At 72.1% G+C, this 20,848-nt stretch carries 17 protein-coding genes; 10 read left to right on the forward strand and 7 right to left on the reverse strand.

Annotation, left to right across the window (positions count from 1 at the left end; genetic code table 11):
* Positions 1 to 32: 32 nt before the first annotated feature.
* From A6F73_RS34220 to A6F73_RS34245, 6 genes are all read left to right on the forward strand, one after another.
* Positions 33 to 764: an SDR family oxidoreductase gene (locus A6F73_RS34220; protein WP_063352247.1), complete on the forward strand. Its 732-nt coding sequence runs from the start codon at positions 33 to 35 to the stop codon at positions 762 to 764.
* Positions 765 to 947: 183 nt separating this feature from the next.
* On the forward strand, positions 948 to 1,217 hold the full coding sequence (locus tag A6F73_RS34225) for a hypothetical protein (RefSeq protein ID WP_208869242.1): 270 nt from the start codon (positions 948 to 950) through the stop codon (positions 1,215 to 1,217).
* A gap of 449 nt (positions 1,218 to 1,666) precedes the next feature.
* Positions 1,667 to 2,383, forward strand: coding sequence for a TNT domain-containing protein (locus A6F73_RS34230; RefSeq protein WP_063352248.1), 717 nt, complete (start codon positions 1,667 to 1,669; stop codon positions 2,381 to 2,383).
* 283 nt (positions 2,384 to 2,666) lie between these two features.
* Positions 2,667 to 3,569 carry an aminoglycoside phosphotransferase family protein gene (locus A6F73_RS34235; RefSeq protein ID WP_208869243.1) on the forward strand — a complete coding sequence of 301 codons (903 nt, stop codon included), beginning with the start codon at positions 2,667 to 2,669 and terminating at the stop codon, positions 3,567 to 3,569.
* A gap of 193 nt (positions 3,570 to 3,762) precedes the next feature.
* Positions 3,763 to 4,929 (forward strand): serine hydrolase domain-containing protein, encoded by a 1,167-nt coding sequence (locus A6F73_RS34240; protein WP_063352250.1) that lies wholly within the window; start codon positions 3,763 to 3,765, stop codon positions 4,927 to 4,929.
* 47 nt (positions 4,930 to 4,976) lie between these two features.
* The gene (locus tag A6F73_RS34245; protein ID WP_063352251.1) at positions 4,977 to 5,759 is read left to right on the forward strand and encodes a MerR family transcriptional regulator; all 783 of its coding nucleotides are present in this window, start codon (positions 4,977 to 4,979) and stop codon (positions 5,757 to 5,759) included.
* Between the two features lie 90 nt (positions 5,760 to 5,849).
* Here the strand turns inward: A6F73_RS34245 and A6F73_RS34250 are convergent, their stop codons facing one another.
* A complete protein-coding gene (locus tag A6F73_RS34250; protein WP_063352252.1) occupies positions 5,850 to 6,572 on the reverse strand; it encodes a GntR family transcriptional regulator in 723 nt (240 codons plus the stop codon).
* 129 nt (positions 6,573 to 6,701) lie between these two features.
* On the opposite strand from A6F73_RS34250, the gene A6F73_RS34255 reads away from it, so the two are divergent.
* Together A6F73_RS34255 and A6F73_RS34260 are read left to right on the forward strand one after the other, a co-directional pair.
* Complete coding sequence (locus tag A6F73_RS34255) at positions 6,702 to 7,097, forward strand: hypothetical protein (RefSeq protein ID WP_063352253.1); 396 nt, start codon at positions 6,702 to 6,704, stop codon at positions 7,095 to 7,097.
* The gene (locus A6F73_RS34260) at positions 7,094 to 7,300 is read left to right on the forward strand and encodes a hypothetical protein (protein WP_063352254.1); all 207 of its coding nucleotides are present in this window, start codon (positions 7,094 to 7,096) and stop codon (positions 7,298 to 7,300) included. Before A6F73_RS34255 ends, A6F73_RS34260 begins: the two co-directional genes overlap by 4 nt.
* A 47-nt stretch (positions 7,301 to 7,347) precedes the next feature.
* Here A6F73_RS34260 and A6F73_RS34265 read toward each other — a convergent pair whose 3' ends face one another.
* Positions 7,348 to 8,919 (reverse strand): FAD-dependent oxidoreductase, encoded by a 1,572-nt coding sequence (locus A6F73_RS34265; protein ID WP_063352751.1) that lies wholly within the window; start codon positions 8,917 to 8,919, stop codon positions 7,348 to 7,350.
* Between the two features lie 134 nt (positions 8,920 to 9,053).
* Between A6F73_RS34265 and A6F73_RS34270 the strand changes: the two genes are divergently transcribed.
* The gene (locus A6F73_RS34270) at positions 9,054 to 9,776 is read left to right on the forward strand and encodes a TetR/AcrR family transcriptional regulator (protein WP_063352255.1); all 723 of its coding nucleotides are present in this window, start codon (positions 9,054 to 9,056) and stop codon (positions 9,774 to 9,776) included.
* A 39-nt stretch (positions 9,777 to 9,815) separates the two neighbouring features.
* On the opposite strand, the gene A6F73_RS34275 is transcribed toward A6F73_RS34270, so the two are convergent.
* From A6F73_RS34275 to A6F73_RS34290, 4 genes are all read right to left on the reverse strand, one after another.
* Complete coding sequence (locus A6F73_RS34275; protein WP_079136442.1) at positions 9,816 to 11,390, reverse strand: IS1182 family transposase; 1,575 nt, start codon at positions 11,388 to 11,390, stop codon at positions 9,816 to 9,818.
* Between the two features lie 439 nt (positions 11,391 to 11,829).
* Positions 11,830 to 12,987: an IS701 family transposase gene (locus A6F73_RS34280; protein WP_063349024.1), complete on the reverse strand. Its 1,158-nt coding sequence runs from the start codon at positions 12,985 to 12,987 to the stop codon at positions 11,830 to 11,832.
* Positions 12,988 to 13,151: 164 nt separating this feature from the next.
* On the reverse strand, positions 13,152 to 14,213 hold the full coding sequence (locus A6F73_RS34285) for a CU044_5270 family protein (RefSeq protein ID WP_079136507.1): 1,062 nt from the start codon (positions 14,211 to 14,213) through the stop codon (positions 13,152 to 13,154).
* 5 nt (positions 14,214 to 14,218) lie between these two features.
* Positions 14,219 to 14,851: an RNA polymerase sigma factor gene (locus A6F73_RS34290; protein ID WP_063352256.1), complete on the reverse strand. Its 633-nt coding sequence runs from the start codon at positions 14,849 to 14,851 to the stop codon at positions 14,219 to 14,221.
* Between the two features lie 333 nt (positions 14,852 to 15,184).
* On the opposite strand from A6F73_RS34290, the gene A6F73_RS34295 reads away from it, so the two are divergent.
* Positions 15,185 to 19,000, forward strand: coding sequence for a cytochrome D1 domain-containing protein (locus tag A6F73_RS34295; RefSeq protein WP_159398689.1), 3,816 nt, complete (start codon positions 15,185 to 15,187; stop codon positions 18,998 to 19,000).
* 50 nt (positions 19,001 to 19,050) lie between these two features.
* Here A6F73_RS34295 and A6F73_RS34300 read toward each other — a convergent pair whose 3' ends face one another.
* A complete protein-coding gene (locus tag A6F73_RS34300; protein WP_063352257.1) occupies positions 19,051 to 20,748 on the reverse strand; it encodes an amino acid adenylation domain-containing protein in 1,698 nt (565 codons plus the stop codon).
* Positions 20,749 to 20,848 lie beyond the last annotated feature (100 nt).

Consider the following 20,848-nt stretch of genomic DNA (forward strand, 5'->3'; position numbering starts at 1 on the left):
CCCCCACCGGGGGCCGAGGGCAGCATGGCCCCATGAGCGAACGAACGACTGCGCTGGTCACCGGCGCGAACAAGGGAATCGGCTACGAGATCGCCGCGGGCCTGGGCGCCCTCGGCTGGAGCGTCGGCGTCGGCGCCCGCGACGACCAGCGCCGTGAGGCCGCGGTGGAGAGGCTGCGCGCGGCCGGCGTCGACGCGTTCGGCGTACCGCTGGACGTGACCGACGACGCGAGCGCGACCGCCGCCGCCCGGCTGATCGAGGAACGGGCCGGGCGCCTCGACGTGCTCGTCAACAACGCCGGCATCGCCGGCGGCATGCCGCAGGAACCCACCCGGGTCGACCCCGCCACCATCCGGACGGTCGTGGAGACCAACGTGATCGGCGTCATCCGCGTCACCAACGCGATGATGCCGCTGCTGCGACACTCCGCCTCGCCGCGGATCGTGAACATGTCCAGCAGCGTCGGCTCCCTCACCCGGCAGTCAGGAGCCGCCGCCGAGCAGACGGCGGGTCCGGTGGCCGTGGCGTACGCGCCGTCGAAGACGTTCCTGAACGCCGTCACCCTCCAGTACGCCCGGGAACTGAGCGGCACGAACATCCTGATCAACGCCGGCTGCCCCGGCTACGTCGCGACCGACCTCAACGGCTTCCACGGCGTGCGCACCCCCGAACAGGGCGCGGCGATCGCCATCAAGCTCGCGACCCTGCCCGACGACGGCCCCACCGGCCAGTTCTTCGACGACGCCGGCGTAGTGCCCTGGTGATGCGCACGGCCGCCGCCGTCCCCCGGGGCGAGGCCGCCTCGCCCGCGTGTCTCGAACAGGTTCACCGACTACGGCGACCGTCCCATCTCAGGCAATCTGCTCCCGGTCTCAACTGACCCGGTCCGATTCGCTCGCCCTCTCAGTCGGCCCGGTCCGGGCCGGTGGTGGATTGTGGTCGATACTGTGGTCCTCGACGAGGAGGGACAGTTGACGCTGGGGAAGAAGGGTTCGCGTCTTATCACCGTCGACGGTGTGGTGTACCGGTGGCGGGTGATCGGTGGCATCCGTTGCTGTGTCCCGTGCAGCAACGGCATGTCCCGTTTCGCGGTACAACGGGTCGGCCAGAGGGGCGCGGTGCTCCTGGCGGCCACGCCTGCGTTCCCCGTCGTGCCGTCCATCGTCGAGGCGGAAGTTCGCACCGCGCTCGGTCAAGGATGGCAATCCACGATGTAGGGCCCGCCTTCCCCCCGGGGGGCTGGTACAGGGCCGAGGTGAGAGCCTCGGTCTTCGGTATCGGATCGGCCATCGGCACGTGACAGCTACCGCGCTCCGGCAGATCCGCACCCGAACAAGCCCGCCGCCACATCGGGGGGCGGCCCTCCGGTCGCCGAATCCGCTGGCCGGAGCCAGCGCCGACGGCCCAGCACGGGCGGCCACCCGGGGTGGGGCAGTACTCCGCGTGACGCCTCCGCGGGACGGGTTCGGTTCCCGCGAGCCGAGTGACCGTCAGCGGCCTCGGCCGAACGGGTGGGCACCAGCGGCGCCGGAGGCCCTGTGCGTGCACGAAGGCAAATCGCCGTGCGTAACTGTGCGCGGGTCCAGCGGGCACACGGTCCGCCGTACGAGCCGATGGCCGCAGCCCTCCCCGCCCCGCCCCGCCCCCCGAACGGAGTCGCCCACCCATGCGCACCCCCGCTCTCGCCGCCCTCTCACTGGCGCTCGCCCTACCCCTGACGGGGTTGGCCGCCACCGGCACCGCCGCCGCCCAGTCCCCCGCCTCCCGAGGGGTGCCGATCACGGAGTGCGAGGGCGTCCCCAAGGTCCGCGACGTCGGTGCCGAGGACTACCTCTGCACCCGGAAGGAACTGGGCCCGGTCACCCTGCCGACGGACTCCGTGGTGACCGAACTGCTGGTGGACTACGACCGGCTGGGCGGGGTGACACCGGTGCGCTTCCTGGACTGGTACCGGGACTGGAGGGGGTGGAAGTACCCGGACCACAACGGCTTCACCGACAACGGCGGCACCCTCGACATGGCCGAACAGACCATGAAGGAACACCAGAAGCTGGACCGCTTCGGGAACAGCGCCTACGGCTCGTTCCTCGCCCCCGGCGGCACGCCGTTCCCCCAGCGCGCCCTTCCGCCGGACTCCCTCAACGGAGGTGACGCCAACTACCACTGCTTCGAGGTGCAGAGGCAGTTCAAGGTCCAGCAGGGGCACATCGCGGGCGCGTTCTCCCAGCCGGGCAACGGACTCCAACAGTGGCTCGACCCGACCCTGAAGCCAGGCGACATCACCTCGGGCACGTACGACGTCGCCGCCCTCATCACCGCCGGGTACTTGACCGAACACGTCGCCGACAAGAACTTCTGTCTGACGGGCAACGACGCCGTCTGACCCCCACCCGGGCAGACCGCGCTGCCCACGGTCGGAAACCGACACCCGCCCCGCCCGGCCCCGCGCCCGGCGGGGCTGGCGCGGCAGTCGGCACGGGTCTGTGACCTGAGGCGACACCGGGACGGTCCGGCCTTCGGCACTCCCGCTCCGATCGCCGCCGCCTCTCGCCCGGCGTGCGGGTTGAGCACCCTCCGCAGCACCTCCGCACCATGGCGCGGGAAAGTCCGGTGCATCGATGACTGGCGGCCCCTAGCATGCGTGGGTGAACCTTTCGCATCTCGGCGTGCCGATCGGGCCGATGATCCGCGTCCACGGCGGGTTCGCCAACCGGACGTACCGGCTCGACACCGACCAAGGGTCGTTCGCGGTGAAGGAGTTGAACCTCGTCGACCGCCGCTGGACCTATCGCGTCGAGGACGTGTTCAGGTTTGAGCGGGCGGCCTTCGCCGCCGGCATCCCGATGCCGGAGCCGATCTCGGCCGGCCACCACACGCTCGTGCACCGATGGGTCGAGGGAGAGAAGGTGCCGGAAGCACCGGTGTCGGCGGCGTACGCGTTCGAGATCGGTGAGATCCTCGCGCGCATCCACGCGCTCGACGTCGCGTGGACCCATGTACCGATCGAGGAACCGACGTCACGGGACTGGCCCGAGCTCGCCGCGCGGGCGGCGGCGACCGGACAGCCGTGGGCCGACGAACTCGCCTCTCGCGTCGAGACGTTCCTCGCGATCGCCCACTTCGTCGACACCTGCGAACGGCCGGGCCCCGTCGTGCTGACCCACAAGGACATCCACCCGTGGAACCTGCTCGCTCGGGAGGGTCGGCCGGTGGTGCTCGACTGGGAGCTCTCGGGAATGCTCGACCTGTCCGGTGAGCTCGGCTCGACCGCGCTGAGCCTCGCGAAGGGGCCTGGCTTCGACCACATCGAGCCCGCCGTCTTCCGCTCGGTCCTCGACGGCTATGTCGCGGGGGGCGGAGCGCTGCCGCCGTCAGGTCCGAGCTGGTTCGCGTTCATGATCGGCGGCTGGCTGGGGCACACGAGGTGGAACATCCTCCGGTGCCTCGCCGGTGTCGAGGCGAGCACCGGCCCTGACCTCGCGCTGTCGCACGAGTCCGTGCGCAACGGCTTGCGCGGCCTCCCCGACCTGTTCGGCCGACTTCCGGAGTTCGAGGCGCTGCTCGTGTGACAGTGACCCGCGCCTGTGCCCGGTATGCGGCGCAAGGCGCGCCGGACGCGACGCCGGCGGCGACACGGACGACCGAGCCCCCGCCCGCCTGTGAGCCAGATCACCGTTGAGGTTGACCCTGGGTCAGGGCTCAAGCTCCTCGCAACGGCGCGACGCCGACCCGGGCGTCACCGATGCGAAGGAGCACACCACCATGTCACTCCCCCTTTCCGGCCCTTCCGGCCAGGACGAGAGCACCCTGCGGACCGTCCGCCCGGAACTGCAGAAGGCGATCGAGGAGATCGTCGACTCCGGTTTCACCGGGGTGTCGCTGCGCGTGCACGACGAGCGGGGCGCGTGGACCGGCAGCGCCGGGGCGGCCGAACTGGGCGGGGCCGCGAAGCCGCCGACGGACGGGCACGTCCGGATCGGCAGCAATACCAAGACCTTCACCGCGACCCTGGTGCTGCAACTGGTGGCCGAGGGCAAGGTCGGGCTGGACACCCCGGCGGCGCACTACCTGCCCGAGTTCGGGCTGGACGGGCGGATCACGGTGCGGATGCTGCTGCAGCACACCAGCGGGGTGTTCAACCACACCGGCGAGGTCTACGCCGACGGGACGGTCGCGCCGGGCATCCCCATCCCCTACGGCACCACGGGCAGGGAGTGGATGGACAACCGGTTCAAGACCTACCGGCCGCAGGAGCTGGTACGGCTGGCGCTGTCCAGGCCGGCCCGGTTCGAGCCGGGAGCGGGCTGGAGCTACTCCAACACCAACTACGTGCTGGCCCGGCTGCTGATCGAGAAGGTCACCGGCCGCCCGCTCGCCGAGGAGATGCAGCGGCTGATCCTGGGACCGCTCGGGCTGTCGGGCACCGTGCTGCCGGGCGCCTCGCCCGAGATCCCCGAGCCGCACGCCCACGCCTACTACCGGTACGAGGACGCCGGCGAGCAGAGGACGATCGACATCACCCGCCAGAACCCCTCCTGGATCTCCAGCGGCGGCGACATGATCTCCACCACCCGGGACCTCCACACGTTCATCTCCGCACTGCTGGGCGGCAGGCTCCTGCCGGCCCCGCTGCTGGCGCAGATGTGCACCCCGCACCCGACGGGCATCCCGAACATGGACTACGGCCTGGGCGTGTTCGTGGTGACGACGGACGGCGGCGCCACCGTCGTCTCCCACAACGGCGCCGCCGTGGGCCACGCGGCGCTGATGTACAGCACGCCCGACGGCAGCCGGACCCTGACCGCCGCACTGAACTGCGTGGACGACGCCGATCTGTCCATCGGCGGGGCGTTCCAGCAGGCGATGCACAGGCTCGTCGACGAGGTGTTCTGCGGCGGGCCGGCCGATCCGGCCCGGCCGACGGACTGATGTGGTGTGCGGAGCCACCGAGTTCGAGTACGAGGCAGGATTGGCGGATGAACGGAGTCACGATCGGGCAGGCGGCGGCATTCGTCGGCATCACGGTGAAGACGGTGCGGCACTACCACAAGCTCGGCCTGGCCGAGGAGCCGGAACGCGACAGCTCCGGATACCGGCGATACGGATCGGCCGACCTGTTGCGGCTGGTACAGATCCGGACGCTGGCCGCCGCCGGGGTGCCGCTGGCCGAGACCGGGCCCCTGCTCGACGCCGACGCCGCGCTGTTCACCGCCAAGCTCGCCGACGTCGAACGTCAACTCACCGAGCGGATCGAGGAGTTGACCGCGCGGCGCGACACGCTGCACCGGCTCGCCGACGGCGACCGGGCGCTGCTGCCCGACCGCGCCGTGGCACTGCTGGAGCGGATGGCCGGCCTCGGCTTCACCCCGGACGAGGCGGCGGCCACCAGGGAGGGCTGGGTGCTGGCCAGGGCCCTGGTCCCGGAAGGCTTCGAGGACTACCTCACCCATGTCGAACACGCCCTGCTGGACAGCCGGTTCGTCGCCTTGCTCAAGCGCGGCGCCGAAGCCGCGACCTGGGAGCCGGACGACCCGCGCATCGCCGAACTCGCGACCGCCGCGGCCGACCACTTCCTCGCCAACCCCGCCCAGCTGAAGATCGTGACCGGCCTCCAAGCCCGCACCGAAGCCGCGACCCGGTACCAGCTGATCGCCCACCACGGCGAAGAACAGGGATCGGCCGAGGCCCGGCTGGTCGCACTGGTCGAGACCAGGCTCCGCTCCGCCAGCGTCCGCATCCCCAGGCCGGACTTCCCCTGACCGAGACGGGACCGATCATTCGAGGAAGCCGCCCCGGCCTACGGGGCCGGGGCGGCTTGTGCGTTTGTCGGTGGCGCAGGTGTCGGGGGCTCAGGCGCCGTACTCGTAGCCGACCGTGACCCGGGTCGGGACGACCCAGAGGCCGAACTCGATCACGCCCTCGTCGTCCGACCAGCGATGCACCCCGCCCAGGACCGGGGACCCCACGCGAAGACCCAGGGCCGACGCCTCTCGGGCATCGCACTCCCGGGCATGCATGTCATCCCGGGCATGCGTGATCGTCCGGCCGGAAGCGTCGAGCACTTTCGCAGTGAGACCCGCGTTCTTGCCGGGCGCCGTCGAGAGCAGGTCCGGCACCAGCGCGGCGAAGTGTGCCGGGTACCAGACGACCGCCAGCATGGTCCGGCTCCGGCCCCGGCCCGCGATGTACTCGCGCCTGACCAGCTGATCGCCGGGATCGAGGTTGAAGATGTCCTGCACGTACAACGGGGGCACCACCAGCTCGGCGGCCGTGACCCGGCTGGTTTCGCCCTCCATCAGGCTGGACCTGAGCCGCTGGACCGTGGTCAGCCGGTCCCGTCCCGTCGCGGTCGACGTCACCTCGTCCGCGACGAACGTGCCACGCGGACTCGTCCTGATGAGCCCTTCCACCATCAGCTGGTTCAAGGCCCTGCTGACGGTTGCCGCTGCGACGTTCCACCGCTGGCACATCTCCCTGTTGGTCGGGAGTTTCTCGCCTGGAACGAGTTCGCCGGTGAGTATCGCCTGCCGGTAGTGATCGGCGATCGCGGTGAACGTCTTGGAGCCGGCCATGCGCTACTCCTCGGTCGAGGTGATGGTCACTCAGGAGCACACTAGTGCACCGACGTTGAAGCCGACAGCACTTCTCCTCGCTCTACCTTCTGACCTAGGACACAGGTTGAGTGCTCTAGGGAGTTCGCAGTGGCGGTTCGCAAGAGGTCTCGCGCGACGATCTGCCGGCCGAAGGCCGGCGAGGTCGTCAAGGACCTTACGGGCACAGGCATCAAGCGCTTCCAGGTGGTGATCTACCTGGCCAAGGCCAGTCCTGCCTTCCCCGAGTTGGAGATGCGCAGCTGCGAGGAGTACGCGCTCGCCTTCGGGTGGACGGTGGCCCTCACCGTCGTCGATGACGAGATGGAGAAGCCCCCGGACCAACGTCCCCTGCTTCTGGCCGCCTTGCAGATGATCCAGAACCTGGGCGCCGGAGCGATCCTGATCCCGTCCAGGGCGACCGTCTCCCCCATCGACGGCGAGTTCGACGAATTCTCCCGGCGGGTCGAGAAGGTCGGCGGATTCATCCAGGTGACCCGCCGATGAACCGGCGATACGGGATCGTTCCCGCCGACGCCGCTCACGGGGCCTCGTACCCGGTCTGGGTCATCCAGGACCACAAGACCGGCCAACTGGTGAAGGCGCTGCCTCCCCACTCCGAACCGCTGCACTTCTACTCGTACGACCGGGCGGAGCGATGGGTGAGCGCCAATGAGAAACCCCGCCCGGACTTCACGGCTGCCGGGTGACCGTCAGACACACGCCAGGTTCCGGGGGCGGTCGGAGGGCTCGAAGCTCAGCGCACCGGCTTGGGGGCGGGCGAGGGGGACGGGGCGCCCGCCCAGCGGTGCAGGGCGGCTTCGAGGCCGGCGGCGGCGTCGGCGGCGGCGGTGCTGGTGGTGTCGCAGGCCCAGGCGACCACTCCGTCCGGGCGGACGAGGACTGCGGTCGGTGTCGCACTGTCGTCGGTCACAGCGGTCACCGCGGTCACCCGCCCGGGCCAGTCCGAGGCGAGGCGGGTGAACGCGCCGTCCGCCGTGCGGTCGAGCAGCAGGAACCCGCCGCCGTGGCCGTGGTCGACCAGCCGGGAGCCGTCCCCCAGCCACAGGTCGGGGACGTACCGCCCGACCAGCGGGTGGTCGCCGGGCAGGTCGATGCGCTGCGTCACCCCGGAGATCTTCTTGACCGCGTGGGTCGCGCCCGCCCCGGTGCCCAGCAGGTCGGCGACGACCTCCCGGAGCGCGGCCGACTTGGCGTCCCCGCGCATCACCCCGATCTGGGCCCGCGTCCAGTCCAGCACCCAGGCGCCGAGGGGGCGGCGCTCGGCGTCGTAGGTGTCGAGCAGCCCTTCGGGCGCCCACCCGGCGACCACGGCGCCGAGCTTCCAGCCGAGGTTCATCGCGTCGCCGACCCCGAGGTTGAGCCCCTGGCCGCCGAACGGCGAGTGCACGTGCGCGGCGTCGCCGGCCAGGAGCACCCGCCCCGAGCGGTAGGCCGCGGCCTGGCGGGCGTTGTCGCTCCAGCGGGTCGCGGGCCCGCGCAGCGCGGTGAGGGTGACGTCGGTGCCGGAGACCCGGCGCAGGCTGCTCTGCACCTCCTCAAGGGTGACCGGCGCGGAGCGGTCGGCGGGGCCGCCGTCGAACTCCACGGTGACCACCCGCCCGGGCTGCGGCCCGTAGCGGTAGGCGCCCCTGGTCGACCACGCCCATCCGTCCGCGAGCATCGTGGGGTCGGCGATGTCGACGACTGCCAGGTGTCCGGTGAGTTCGGGGTCGGTGCCGGGGAAGCCGATGCCCGCGAGGCGGCGCACGGTGCTGCGCCCGCCGTCGCACCCGACCAGCCATCCGGTGCGCACCGTGCCGGCGGTGGTGGTGACGAGCACGCCGTCGCCGGTGTCTTCGAGCGCGGTGACTTCCACCCCGCGACGCACCGCCACGCCCAGGCGCGCGGCCTGGCCGGCCAGCAGTGCCTCCAGCTCGCGCTGCGGCACCATCCGCGCTCCGTCGACGGCGGTGTGCGCGGCGAGGTCGGCGTCGGACCAGTCCACGAGGTCGGCGTCGAGGACCATCCCGGCGAAGTGCCCGGTGAAGCGGGGTGCGCGCGCCGGCCGGCCGCCGCCGGGCGGCTGGTCGACCGCGCGGGCGAACGACCCGACCCGTTCGAGCTGCTCCCGCTGCACCTGTTCGGCGGCCGGCAGCAGGCCGCGGCGGTCGAGCGCCTCGGCCGTCGGGACGTTGACCGCCCCCGCCTTCATCGACCGGTCCGGCTCGGCGAGCCGTTCGAGCACCTGCACCGTCGCCCCGGAGAGCGCCAGCTCGGCGGCGAGCACGAGGCCCACCGGCCCGGCGCCGACCACGGTCACGTCCATGTCCACGTCCATGTCCATGTCCATGTCCCGCTGCACGTCCCGGCTCACGGCCGGGTTCGAATCCTGGTTCACATTCCTAGTCACGAACAGTGTTCTATAAACGAACGGCGTTCGTGTCAAGCTATGATGGTCCGGTGAACCCGAGAGAGCGACGCGCGGCACGCCACCAGCCGCCGAACCCCGACGCCGAGACCGACCCCAGGCCGCGGCGCCGCAAGGCCCCCATCACCGTGGACCAGGTCATCGACACCGCGCTGGACATCATCGCCACCGAGGGCTACGAGGCACTGACCATGCGCCGCCTCGCCGGCGCCCTCGACACCGGACCCGCCTCGCTCTACGCCCACGTCGTCAACAAGGCCGACCTCGACGAGCTGCTCATCGGACGGCTGTGCGCCGCGCTCGCCCTGCCCGAGCCCGACCCCACGGCCTGGCGGGACCAGATCCGCGGCGTCTGCACCCAGATCCGCGACCAGTACCTGGACTACCCCGGGATCTCCCGCGCCGCGCTCGCCATGGCCCCCACCGACCTCGAAACCATGCGCGTCAGCGAAGGGATGCTGGCGATCCTGCTCGCCGGCGGCGTCGCCCCACAGGCCGCCGCCTGGGCCGTCGACGCGCTCCTGCTGTACGTGGCCGCCTACTGCCTCGAAGCCTCGATCGTGCGCCAGCGAGCGGCACACGACGACGACGCGTGGGTCCTCGACCGCGACGAACTGCAGCGCCGCCTCACCGCCCTGCCCGCCGTGGCCTTCCCCCACACCACCCGCCACGCCGCCGAGATCACCGCCGGCACGGGCCACGACCGCTTCGACTTCACCGTCTCCCTGATGATCGACGGCCTCGCCCGCCGCTAGAAGGCTGATGAAGATCTTGGGTTGATCCGGGCCGTGCTGTCAGGTGGTGGCCTGGATTTGCCAGGTCGTGCCGTTGTGGGTGAGTCCGAGGTTGAGCAGGGTTCGCAGGTTGAGGGCGGCTGCGCGGGTGTGGAGCCAGGTGTTGTTCTTGATGGTTCCTCGGTAGCGCAGGCGGCGGCTTCGGTGTCCGACGAGCCAGGCCACGGCTCGTTCGACCGGGGGTCGCCATCGGCGGTAGGCGGCTTGCCAGGCGGGGTCGGCGGCTTGTCGGCGGGCGGTGTGCTGGAGGTCGTAGCCGGGTTGGATCCGAAGGGTCCTGCCGGTCTTGGAGGCGGTGCACCGCTCGCGGAGCTGGCAGCCGGTGCAGCGGTCACCGAAGGCCGCCGAGCGGGGTGTGTCGGGGCCGCGGTCGGGTGAGAGCGGGACGGCGCGGCCGGCAGGGCAGGTGACCGTCCCGCGGGCGGTGTCGATCCGGAAGTCGTCGAGGACGAGACCGCCCGCGATGGCGGGTCGTTGAGGGGCGGGCTTGAAGAACAGGCGGTGTCCTGCGCCGCCGAGGGCCTGGCGGGCGCCTCCCGTGGAGTAGGCGGTGTCGCCGAACGCGTCCACCGGCTCGTCCTCGCCCGCGAGCAGGCTCTCGGCGACGGCGGCTTCGTGGTGCTGGGGCCCTGCGCCCGGGGTGAGCTCGACCTCGGTGTAGATCGTGGTCTCGGGCTCGATGGCGAGGTGGGCCTTGTATCCGTCCTGGTAGTGGGTGCGGGTCTTGTGGACGTGTCGGGCGTCGGGGTCGACGGTGGAGACGATCCGGTCGGGTGCGGTGCCCCGGGTGATGCGCCAGCGGCCGTCACGGCCGTCGGAGTCGTCGGCGGGCTCGACGTCCTGTCCGGCGACCAGGGCCAGCAGGCCGACCGCGGTGGCGGCCTTCTCTCCGAGTTGCTGCTCGGGCAGGTGCCCGAGCAGCAACAGCGCGTCGCCGACCAGGGCGTCCACGAGGTCGGCGCGGGCCTGGGCGTCGTTCCAGGCGATGCGGGGCTTGCCCGGGTCGGCGTAGTCGTGTGCGGTGCAGTGGCGGGTGGCGACCTCGTCGGCGCCGGGGACCTCGCGGATCACCGCACGCACGGCGGCGATCAGCTGGGTCACGGTGTCCTGGGTGGCGACCGCGTCGTCCAGCACGGTCGAATCCAGCGCCCGGCGGTGCTTGCCCTTGAGGACGCCGGTCGCCTTCACCACCTCCCGCACGGCCTCGAACACGCGGTTTGGTTGGGCGGAGCGGGCCAGGCGGCGGCGGAAGTAGGCCAGGAGTGAGGAATCGAACGCGGTGTCGTGCAGGCCGAGTCCGCACGCGGCCTTCCACCGCAGGTCGCAGCGCAGTTCCTGGACCGTCTCGAAGTCCGAGAGCCCGTGCAGGGCCTGAAGAGTGATCGCGGCTGCCAGGATCTGGGGCGGCATGCTCGGGCGGCCGTTCGCCGACGGGTACATGTCCGTGAACATCACCGCAGGAAACAGCCGGCCGCGATGCTCGGCCAGGAACGCGAACACACTCCCTGCCGGAATCAGGTCCCGGCAGGTCTCCCAGACATCCGGCCCGACAGTCTCTCCGGACCATTCCCCCATCGCCACAACACGAGTCTGGCCCCGCCGCTCACGCGGCGGGGCCAGAACCCAACATCTTCATCAGTCTTCTAGGGCGTGTCTTCAAACTCCCGTCGTCCGCCCGGAGGGCGGGCGTGGCGGCGTTGGGGTGCGTGCATCGCAAGGCGGAGGAGGGAGTCCATGCGGAGCATCGGCGACTGACGACAACGCGGCGAGGTGCGTGCCCCAACGCCGGCGCGCAGGCGGGAGTTTGAAGACACGCCCTAGTACTGCAACGGTGCTTACTGTGACGAGGCTTCAGCTCTTGGGCTGTGGCCTCGTCTTTTGTAGTGGCTGGTCCGGGCCTGTTGTTGGCGTCTGCGACGCCATCGGGACCAGTGCAGGACGTGGTCGATGCTGCGGCGGACAGGCCGGGTGAGCTTCGTGATCAGTCGGCGGATCTCGGGGACCGTGAGGGGTATCAGGTCTGGCGTTCGAGCGGGTCCAGCCCCTTTTCGAGGTGCTGGGCCCGCATGACGGTGAGGTAGGCGTGGGCCGCCATGGCCAGGGTGATGTGCCGGTACCACCCCGGGTGGCGTCGGACCTGATAGTCGTCCAGGCCGCACTGGCCCTTGGCACTCTGGAAACACTCCTCGATCGCCCAGCGGGCACCCGCGACGGCGATCAGCTCGTTGAGTGTGGCACCGGCGGGCGCGTAGGCGATGTAGTAGGCGAGCTTTGTGGGATCGGTGATGCTGCGGCGTGCCAGGACCCAGTGCTTGCGGTCGGGGCGGTGCCACGGCCGGACCTCGACACGGGCCCAGTCGTAGACCCGCAGGCCATGGGCGCCCTCGCCGCAGGAACGACGCTTCCACTTCTGACGGGGAAGGTCGGCGATCAGGTCGTGCAGCCGATGGTCCAGTGCCCTCCGGGTGACGACGGTGTCGTGGCTGGTGGTGGCCACGACGTGGAAGACATCCGCCTGCTCCAACTCGTAGCGCCAGCCCTTGCGGTAGCCGTAGCCGGCATCCGCGGTCACCCACCGGAACGGGATCTGGTCGTCGATCGCGCGCCGGACCATCGCCCTGGCGAGCTGGACCTTGGTGACGAACTCGACCTCGTCGCCGATCCCTGCCGCCCGGCAGCGTGCGCGGTCGTCGGTCCAGGACTTCGGGAGGTAGAGCGCCCGGTCGATCAGGGTGCGGCCCGGCTTGCCGGAATAGGCGAGGAAGACCCCGACCTGGCAATTCTCGGTACGGCCGGCGGTGCCGGAGTACTGCCGCTGGACACCGGCCGAACGCACACCCTTCTTCAGGAACCCGGTGTCGTCCACGATCAGCACACCGGCCGGATCCGCCAGGTGCTCGACGACGTACTCGCGTACGTCGTCGAGCACCCCGTCCGCGTCCCACTCGATCCGGTTCAGCAGCCGCTGGATCCGGTCCGGACCGACATGACCGGCCTCCTCGGCCACCGTCCACCCGTTCTTGCGCTCCAAAGGCGCCAGCAGGCCCCACATGTAAGCCAGCGTAGATTCCCGCGACTCACTCCGCGCGAACCGGTGAGCAAACCGCTCATGTAACCCTGCCAGCCCATCCGACCAGCGACGAGCATCGACCTCGGATATGTCCCCATCCATGAACAGCTCAACGAGCTAACCCGACAACCGTCACGGTAAGCACCGTTGCAGTACTAGGAGCTCTCTGTCCAACTCTGTTCACACAGCTCCGCCCGCCGCCCCGGCCCGAGAACGAGGGCCGGAACGACGGGCGGAGCGACGGGCGGAGCGACGCGCGGGTGCGGTCAGGCCTGGGCGTTGCCCGGCTGGCGGCCCGGGGCGTCGGCGGCGGCGCGCTTGAGGACGGCGGTGTTCGCGATGACGGTGCCGGGCTTGACCCCGGAGACCTCGGTGACCTGGACGCTGCGCTCGCCCAGGAAGGTGTAGGAGCTGCGGTCGAAGATGATCTCGTCTCGGGAGCCGGTGGCGGTGTTGGTACGGGCGATCGCGATGCCGGTGCGCCCGGCGGCGTCGGTGGCGCTGTCGACGAGGACGACACCGGGGATGCGGGCCGCAGCCTGGTAGAGCGCAGCGGCGAGCTCGCCGGGGACGGCCTGCTCGCGGATCAGGTCGCCGATGGTGACGAACGCCTGCTGGTCCGGCCCGCTGCCGCTTCCCTTGGTCTCGGTGTAGATCTTCTGCAGCAGTTCCTGCGGGTCGGTGGGCAGGGTGCGCAGGTAGTCGTAGGAGGGTGCGTTCAGGTGGTTGCCGCTGTCCGCCGAGAGTGCCGCGCCGCCTTCCGGGGACTTGCCCTCTTCGGTGAGCCAGCCCGTGCGGCCGTCGGCCGAGTGCCAGATCTGCCGCTGGTGGGGCTTCTCGACCCACACCTTCGACGTGCCGCTGCTGAGGTCGACGGAGCCCGCGAGGTGGGAGACGGTGCTCTCGATGTAGACGTACTGCCCCGGACGCAGGACGACGTCCGGCGCGGCCTTGGCGGCCAGCGAGATCCGCTCCACGGCGCCGGCCAGGCCTGCGGTGTCGCCCGCCGAGACCTGGATGACGGGCGCGGAGATGCGCTCACTGCCCGCGGGGGTTGCTCCCGGGCTGCCGAGCGTGGTGGCCGCCACGGTGGCGGCGAGGGCGAGGGCCGCCACCGTGGTGGGTACGGCGATCAGCAGCCGCCGGCGCTTCCTGGCCTCGGGGCGGACCGGCACTGCGGCTTCGGTGGTGCGGGTGATCTCGTTCATCAGGAACTCCTCGATCTGGCGCTGCCGGCCGAGCGGGACGGCAGGTGCTCCGGCCGCCGGCAGCAGGTGCCTCAGCTCCGTGTCATCGAGCGGCTGCCGCCGCTGCGGGATGCTGGTCATCTGCTTCACTCCTTGTTCGACCGGGCCGGAACCATCCGGCCACCCTGTACTTGTCCGGCTGCCCGCAGGGGTTCCCGGCGAGTTTTCGAGGCCTGCCGCAGTTCCTTGTCGGCCAGGGCACGCAGCCGGGTCCGGGCCCTGGAGAGCCTTGAGCGCACGGTGCCGACCGGGATGCCGAGGGCCTCGGCGGCCTCGGGGTAGCTGAGGTCCGCCCACACGCACAGCGAGAACACCTCGCGCTCCCCACGGCGGAGTTTCTCCAACGCCGTCTTGGCGGCCAGCAGCTGATCGCGGTCGGCGAGCCGGCCGACCAGCTCGTCGGCGAAGTCCGGGGCGGGTTCGGCGATCGGCATGCGGGCGAGGGCGGCCGCGTGCCGGCGGGCGGCTCTGGCCCGGTTGCGCAGCACGTTGACGGTGATGCCCATCAACCACGGGCGAGGAGTGGCCCCTTCGTCGCGGAGCTTGTCCCGCAGGCGCCAGGCCTCCAGGAAGACCACCGCCATGACGTCCTCGGCACCGGCGCGATCCCCGCTCACCCGGACCGCGTGTGCCAGAACCGCGCGCGAGTGCTCCTGGAACAACTGCCGGAAGGCGCCCGGGTCCCCGGCTCTGATCCGTTCGTGCAGCGAATAGTCCACACCTCTGGTTGTCCGGCCACCGCGAAGCAGTTCCAGTGAGCTGCGTCACAGGTGTGCCGGCAAGCGGCGGATGCCTTTCGCGCTGACGACGGGTCCTCCGCGCAGGTGCCGATTTGAGCGGCGGCACCTGCGCGGCGGCACCTGAGGCGCTCGGCCCGGTGGCAAGCGGCTGCCACCGGGCCGTCCCCCGAACGCCACGAGGTGTTCCGGCGAACCCCCCGTTGCCGAGAACTCTGCAGCGGCGGCGCATTGTCCGAAAGAGCCCTCTGGGCAGGACATTCAAGTCGGACAACGATGTGAGGGGGCGGGAGGGGCCTGCCAGGGGTGGTGAACGTGGACGCGCGGCCGAACGGGACACAGCGCAAGGCCCGACTGGGCAGACCGGAGGGGTTCGTCGATCCGCAGGCCGGTCCGGTGGAGCGGCTCGCCTGGGAGCTGCGCCAGTTGCGGGACCGGTCGGGCGCACCGAGCTACCGCGCGCTGGCGAAGGAGTCGCACTACTCGGCCAGCACGCTGGCGGAGGCGGCGAAGGGCGAGCGCCTGCCGTCGCTGGCCGTGGTGCTCGCCTACGCGCGGGTGTGCGGCGGGGAGAAGGCGGAGTGGGAGGCCCGCTGGCTGGCGGCTTCCCGGGCCGTCCAGGGTCCGTCCGCCACGGCGCAGGACGGCGACGAGGACCGCGCGGACGGGGGCGACCCCGCTCCCTGCCCGTACCTGGGCTTGGCCGCGTTCGGCACGGGGGACGCCGACATCTTCTTCGGCCGCTCGGAACTGGTGAGCCACCTGGTCCGGCACGTGGGTGACCACCGGCTGACGGCTGTCGTCGGCGCCTCCGGCAGCGGCAAGTCCTCGCTGCTGCGGGCCGGGCTGCTCCCCCGGCTCGACGAGTCCTGGCACACCGCGCCGCTGGTCCCCGGCGACCACCCGCTACGGGCGCTGGCCCTGGCGGTCTGCGCCCTGACGGGCGGTGACGCGGAGGCGCTGTCCCGCGCGCTGGCCGACGAGCCCGCGGCCCTGGGGATCGCGCTGGACACCTGGCTGATCACGCAGCCCGCCGACCGGCGCGTCGTCCTCGTCGTCGACCAGTTCGAGGAGCTCTTCACCACCTGCGCGGACGCCGGGGAGCGGGAGGCGGTCCTGGCCTGCCTGGCCTGGACGGCCGGCGACCGCACGGCCGTCGACGGGACGGCCGGGGCCGGATCAGCCGGAGTAGGCGCGGCCGAGGCCCGGGTACGGGTCGTCATCAGCGTGCGCGCCGACTTCTACGACCGCTGCCTCGCCCACCCCGCCCTGGCCGCCGCCCTCCGCTCGGGCGCCCAACTGCCGGTCGGCGCACCCACCCGGGCCGAGCTGCGGGACATCGTCGTCGAACCCGCGGCCCGAGCGGGCGTCGTGGTGGACCCCGACCTGCTGGAGGCCGTCCTCGCGGAGGCCACCGGCCAGCCCGGCGCGCTGCCGCTGGTGGCCCACGCGATGCGCGAGACCTGGACCAGGCACCGCGGGGCCGTCCTGCGGCTGGCCGACTACCGGGCCACCGGCGGCATGCGGGGAGCCATCACCCAGACCGCCGAGGCCATGTACGCCGCTCTCCCGCCGGGCCATCAGGAGGCCATGCGGCTGCTGTTCCTCCGGCTCACCGCCCCGGGCGAGGGCACCGAGGACACCCGCCGCCGCCTGGCCCGGAAGGAACTCGACGGCCTCGCCGACGCCGCGACCGTCGACGACCTCCTGCACCGGCTCGCCGCCGCCCGCCTGATCGTCCTGGCCGACGGCACCGTCGACGTCGCCCACGAAGCGGTCATCCGCGCCTGGCCGCGGCTGCGCCACTGGCTCGACGTCGACCGCGAGGCCCTGCGGACACACCGCCGGCTCACCCAGGCCGCCCTGACCTGGCACGAACTCCAGCGCGACCCGGGCGCGTTGTACCGGGGAGCGCAGCTCGCCACCGCCTGGGGCTGGTCCCGGACCCGCGGCGCGGCGCTCAACCGGCTGGAGTCCGCCTTCCTGGACGCCAGCACCGCGGCGGACGGCCAGCGTGGCCGCCGCCGGCGCCGGACGGTCGTGGCGCTGGCCGTCCTGACCGTGCTCTCCCTGGTGCTGGCGGTGACCGCGTTCGTCCAGAGGGAGCAGTCCGACGCGCAGCGCCGCGTCGCGGTCTCCCGCGAACGGGCCGCCCAATCCAGGCAACTCCTCGAAACGCAGCCCGAGGCCGCGGCGCTGGTCGCGCTGGAGGGCTACCGGACGGCCCGCACCACCGAGGCCCGCGGCAGCCTGCTGAGCGCCTACGCCGCCTACTCCTCCAACCAGTTCACCGGTCACACCGGCACCGTGACGGCGGTGGCGTACGCGCCCGACGGCCGCACCCTGGCCACCGGCAGCGCCGACCACACCGTGAAGCTGTGGGACACCACCACGCACCGCATGCTCGCCACCCTGACCGGCCACACCGGCATCGTCAACACGGTCGCCTTCAGCCCCGACGGCCGCACCCTGGCCAGCGCCGGCGCCGACCGCACCGTACGGCTGTGGGACGTTGCCTCCGACCGCACGACGGGCATCCTCACCGGCCACACCGGCGCCGTCTCCTCGGCGGCGTTCTCGCCCGACGGCCGCACCCTGGCCACCGCCGGGTACGACCAGACCGCCCGGCTGTGGGACGTGGCGTCCCAGCGCGCCCTCACGACGCTCACCGGTCACACCGGTGCCGTACGGGCGGTGGCGTACGCGCCCGACGGCCGCACCCTGGCCACCAGCGGCGCCGACCACACCGTGAAGCTGTGGGACACCACCACCCACCGCGAGCTCGCCACCCTGACCGGCCACACCGGCGCCGTCGGCACCGTCGCCTTCAGCCCCGACGGCCGCACCCTGGCCAGCGCCGGCGCCGACCGCGCCGTGCGGCTGTGGGACGTGGCGTCGCACGACACCACGGCCGTCCTCGACGGGCACACGCAGGAGGTGAGCCAGGCCGCGTTCACCGCCGACGGCCGCACCCTGACCACGATCGGCCAGGACAACACGGTCGCCCTGTGGGACGTGGCCGAGCGCCGGCTGACCGCCACCCTCCACGAGACCAACACATCCGCCCCCGCGCTGGCGCTCTCCCCCGACGGCAACGAGCTGGCCACCACCGCCACCGACAACATCGTCCACACGTGGGACCTCAGGAGCCGCCAGATCGCCGCCACCTTCAGCGCGACGAACGACCTGGACACCCTCGCGACCGTCGCCACCTACGCCCCCGACGGCCGGACCCTCGCCATCGGCCACACCGACGGCTCCGTCACCACGTGGACCACCGCTCCGCTGCGCCCCGCCGTGACCTTCGCGGCGCACGGCCAGGGCATCATGCACCTGGCGTTCTCCCCGGACGGCCTCCTGCTGGCCGCCGCGAGCTCCGACCGCACGGCGCGCCTGTGGGACGCCGCGTCAGGCCGCCCGGTGGCCACCCTCGAAGGCCACACCGACCAGGTGTCGAGCGTCGCCTTCTCCCCCGACGGCCGCACCCTGGCCACCAGCAGCCTCGACACGACCGTGCGTCTGTGGGACGTGGCGACGCACCAGACGACAGCGGTCCTCCAGGGGCACACCAGCCTGGTCGCCAAGGCCGTCTTCTCCCCCGACGGCCGCACGCTGGCCACCGCCGGGTACGACGGGACGGTGCGCCTGTGGGACCTGGCCACGCACCGCACCCTCGCCGTGCTGTCCGAGAACACCAACGCCATCGCCTCCCTGGCCTTCTCCCCCGACGGCCGCACCCTGGCCACCGGCAGCTCCGACGCCACCGTGCGCCTGTGGGACGTGGCGCAGCGCCGGGCGGTCGCCACCCTCACCGGCCACGTCAACACCGTCTTCTCCGTCGCCTTCAGCGCCGACGGCCGCACGCTGGCCAGCACGGACGCCAGCGGCACGGTGTGCCTGTGGGACGTGGCATCACGGCAGGTCACGGCGCTGCTCGTCGGTCACACCAGAGCCGTGCACACGGCCGCCTTCAGCCCCGACCAGAGCACGCTCCTCACCGCCGCCAGCGACGGGGCACGGCTGTGGCCCACGGACGCGGACCGGACCGCCGACCGCATCTGCGACCTGAGCCGGACCAACCACTGGCCCGAATCCCTCTCCGGCACCACCACGGGCGAGGCCTGCCGGTGAGCGGGCTCACGGTGGTGTCACGACCTGGTGGCCGCACGCTTGCGCCCCCGCTACCCGGACGGCTGGTGGAGCGAGCGGTAGTCGACCTTGCCGTTCCCGTTCCGGGGGAGGCCCGGCAGCCGCACCCAGCGCCGCGGAAGCATCGGATTCGGCAGGCTCGACCGCAGCGATGCGAACAGGTCGTCCTGAAGCGTCCCCGGCTCCGCCGCGTAATAGGCGACGAGCCGTGCCTCGCTTCCGGCGCCCTCCGCGACCACCGCGCACTCCGTCACACCGGGTATTCCGGAGACGGCGGCCTCCACCTCGTCCAGCTCGACGCGGACGCCGGCGAGCTTGACCTGCCGGTCGGCGCGCCCGGTGCAGTGGACCAGCCCATCGGCGAAGTAGGCCGTGTCCCCCGTGCGGTAGAGCCTGCCGGTGGGTGAGCGGGGGTCGAACTCGTCGACGAAGAACGATGCACCGGTGAGCTCCGGGTCGTTGACGTAGCCCGCCCCCACAGCGCACCCGCCCACCCACAGCTCTCCTGCTTCGCCGGGCTCTGCCGCCCTCCATCCGCCGTCTTCCCTGACCAGCAGATAGAGGGCTATGCCGGGTAGGGGGCCACCGGCCGGAAGCTGCGGCAGGGCCAGGTCCGCCGGCCTCACGTGGTGGAGCGCGACGTCGTCGGAGCACTCGCTCGCCCCGTAGGCGTTGAGGAGGTCGGTCCGCGGAAGCGCTCGTAGGAGCGCCGCCGCCAGCCCGGGGTCGAGCCGCTCACCCGTCGAGACGAGGCATCGCAGGTCGGGCAGGGTCGGGCCGGAGCGGCGGGCCGCCTGCGCGTCCCGCACGATCCAGCCGACCACGGTGGGGACCAGCTCCATCACGGTGATCCCCCGGCTCTCGGCGTAGCCCACGAGGCGGCGGGCGAACCGGAGGTCCGCCTCGGGAACCACCACGACGGACCCGCCCACGAGCAGGACGGCGAGCATCTGCCAGACGGAGATGACGTGGACCGGCGGCGCGGTGAAGGCGACCCGGTCCGCTGCTGTCAGCCGCAGCGCGCCGACCATCGACCGGAGGTGGTTCATCATCCCGAGCTGCTCCACCACCGCGCCCTTCGGCCGGCCGGTGGTTCCGGAGGTGTGGATGACATAGCGCGCCTCGTCGTCCGGCGGTTCGGTCGACAGCGCGAACGACGGCGCGAACAACGGCGCCTCGGCTGTGGACCCCGGTGGCGTCAGCACCGCGATGGAGGCCTCGGCCGCCGCCGCGCGGAGCGGACTCCCGGCCGCCCCCGACAGGGCGTCGAGCAGGAACAGGCATCGGGGCCGGGCGTTCTCCAGCACCTCCGCCAGCCGGGCCTCGGGCCACCCGGGATCGATCGGCACGTACGTCGCACCCAGGCTCTCGACGGCCAGGAACACGGCGACGGTGTCCGCGCCCCGGGGGCCGGCGACGGCGATCCGGTCGGCGGAGCCGCACCCTTCGCCGAGGAGGGCTGCACGGATCTGACGGACCCGGACGCACAGGTGGTGGTAGGTGATCTCCTCCGAATCCGCCACCACGGCGACGCGGCCCGCGTCCTCGGCCGCCAGCTCACTGACGCGGGCCCAGACGGTCCTCGTTTCCCCGCCCCGGCCCGCGCGCTCGGTCCCCCTCAGAGCACGGCGGACCGCCGACGGCGCCTCGTCGGCGAGCATCGGCAGCCGGTGCAGTCCGGCGCTTCGAGACCGGCATGCTGGGACGCCGGTGTCGACGGGGTGCTCCATGGATGTCCTCCTCCGTTCAACGCGGGTGCGACGCGGGCCGGGAGCGACCGGCGACCAGCTGTCGCGTCATGTCCTTGGTCCAGGGCCAGGGCTCGTCCGG

Source organism: Streptomyces sp. MJM8645 (genome assembly GCF_001625365.1).
Lineage (GTDB): Bacteria > Actinomycetota > Actinomycetes > Streptomycetales > Streptomycetaceae > Kitasatospora.

Coding starts and splice junctions, on each gene's coding strand:
- A6F73_RS34220 (WP_063352247.1), top strand. CDS start 33: ATGAGCGAACGAACGACTGCGCTGGTCACCGGCGCGAACAAGGGAATC.
- A6F73_RS34230 (WP_063352248.1), top strand. CDS start 1,667: ATGCGCACCCCCGCTCTCGCCGCCCTCTCACTGGCGCTCGCCCTACCC.
- A6F73_RS34240 (WP_063352250.1), top strand. CDS start 3,763: ATGTCACTCCCCCTTTCCGGCCCTTCCGGCCAGGACGAGAGCACCCTG.
- A6F73_RS34245 (WP_063352251.1), top strand. CDS start 4,977: ATGAACGGAGTCACGATCGGGCAGGCGGCGGCATTCGTCGGCATCACG.
- A6F73_RS34250 (WP_063352252.1), bottom strand. CDS start 6,572: ATGGCCGGCTCCAAGACGTTCACCGCGATCGCCGATCACTACCGGCAG.
- A6F73_RS34260 (WP_063352254.1), top strand. CDS start 7,094: ATGAACCGGCGATACGGGATCGTTCCCGCCGACGCCGCTCACGGGGCC.
- A6F73_RS34265 (WP_063352751.1), bottom strand. CDS start 8,919: ATGGACGTGACCGTGGTCGGCGCCGGGCCGGTGGGCCTCGTGCTCGCC.
- A6F73_RS34275 (WP_079136442.1), bottom strand. CDS start 11,390: ATGGGGGAATGGTCCGGAGAGACTGTCGGGCCGGATGTCTGGGAGACC.
- A6F73_RS34280 (WP_063349024.1), bottom strand. CDS start 12,987: ATGGATGGGGACATATCCGAGGTCGATGCTCGTCGCTGGTCGGATGGG.
- A6F73_RS34285 (WP_079136507.1), bottom strand. CDS start 14,213: ATGACCAGCATCCCGCAGCGGCGGCAGCCGCTCGATGACACGGAGCTG.
- A6F73_RS34300 (WP_063352257.1), bottom strand. CDS start 20,748: ATGGAGCACCCCGTCGACACCGGCGTCCCAGCATGCCGGTCTCGAAGC.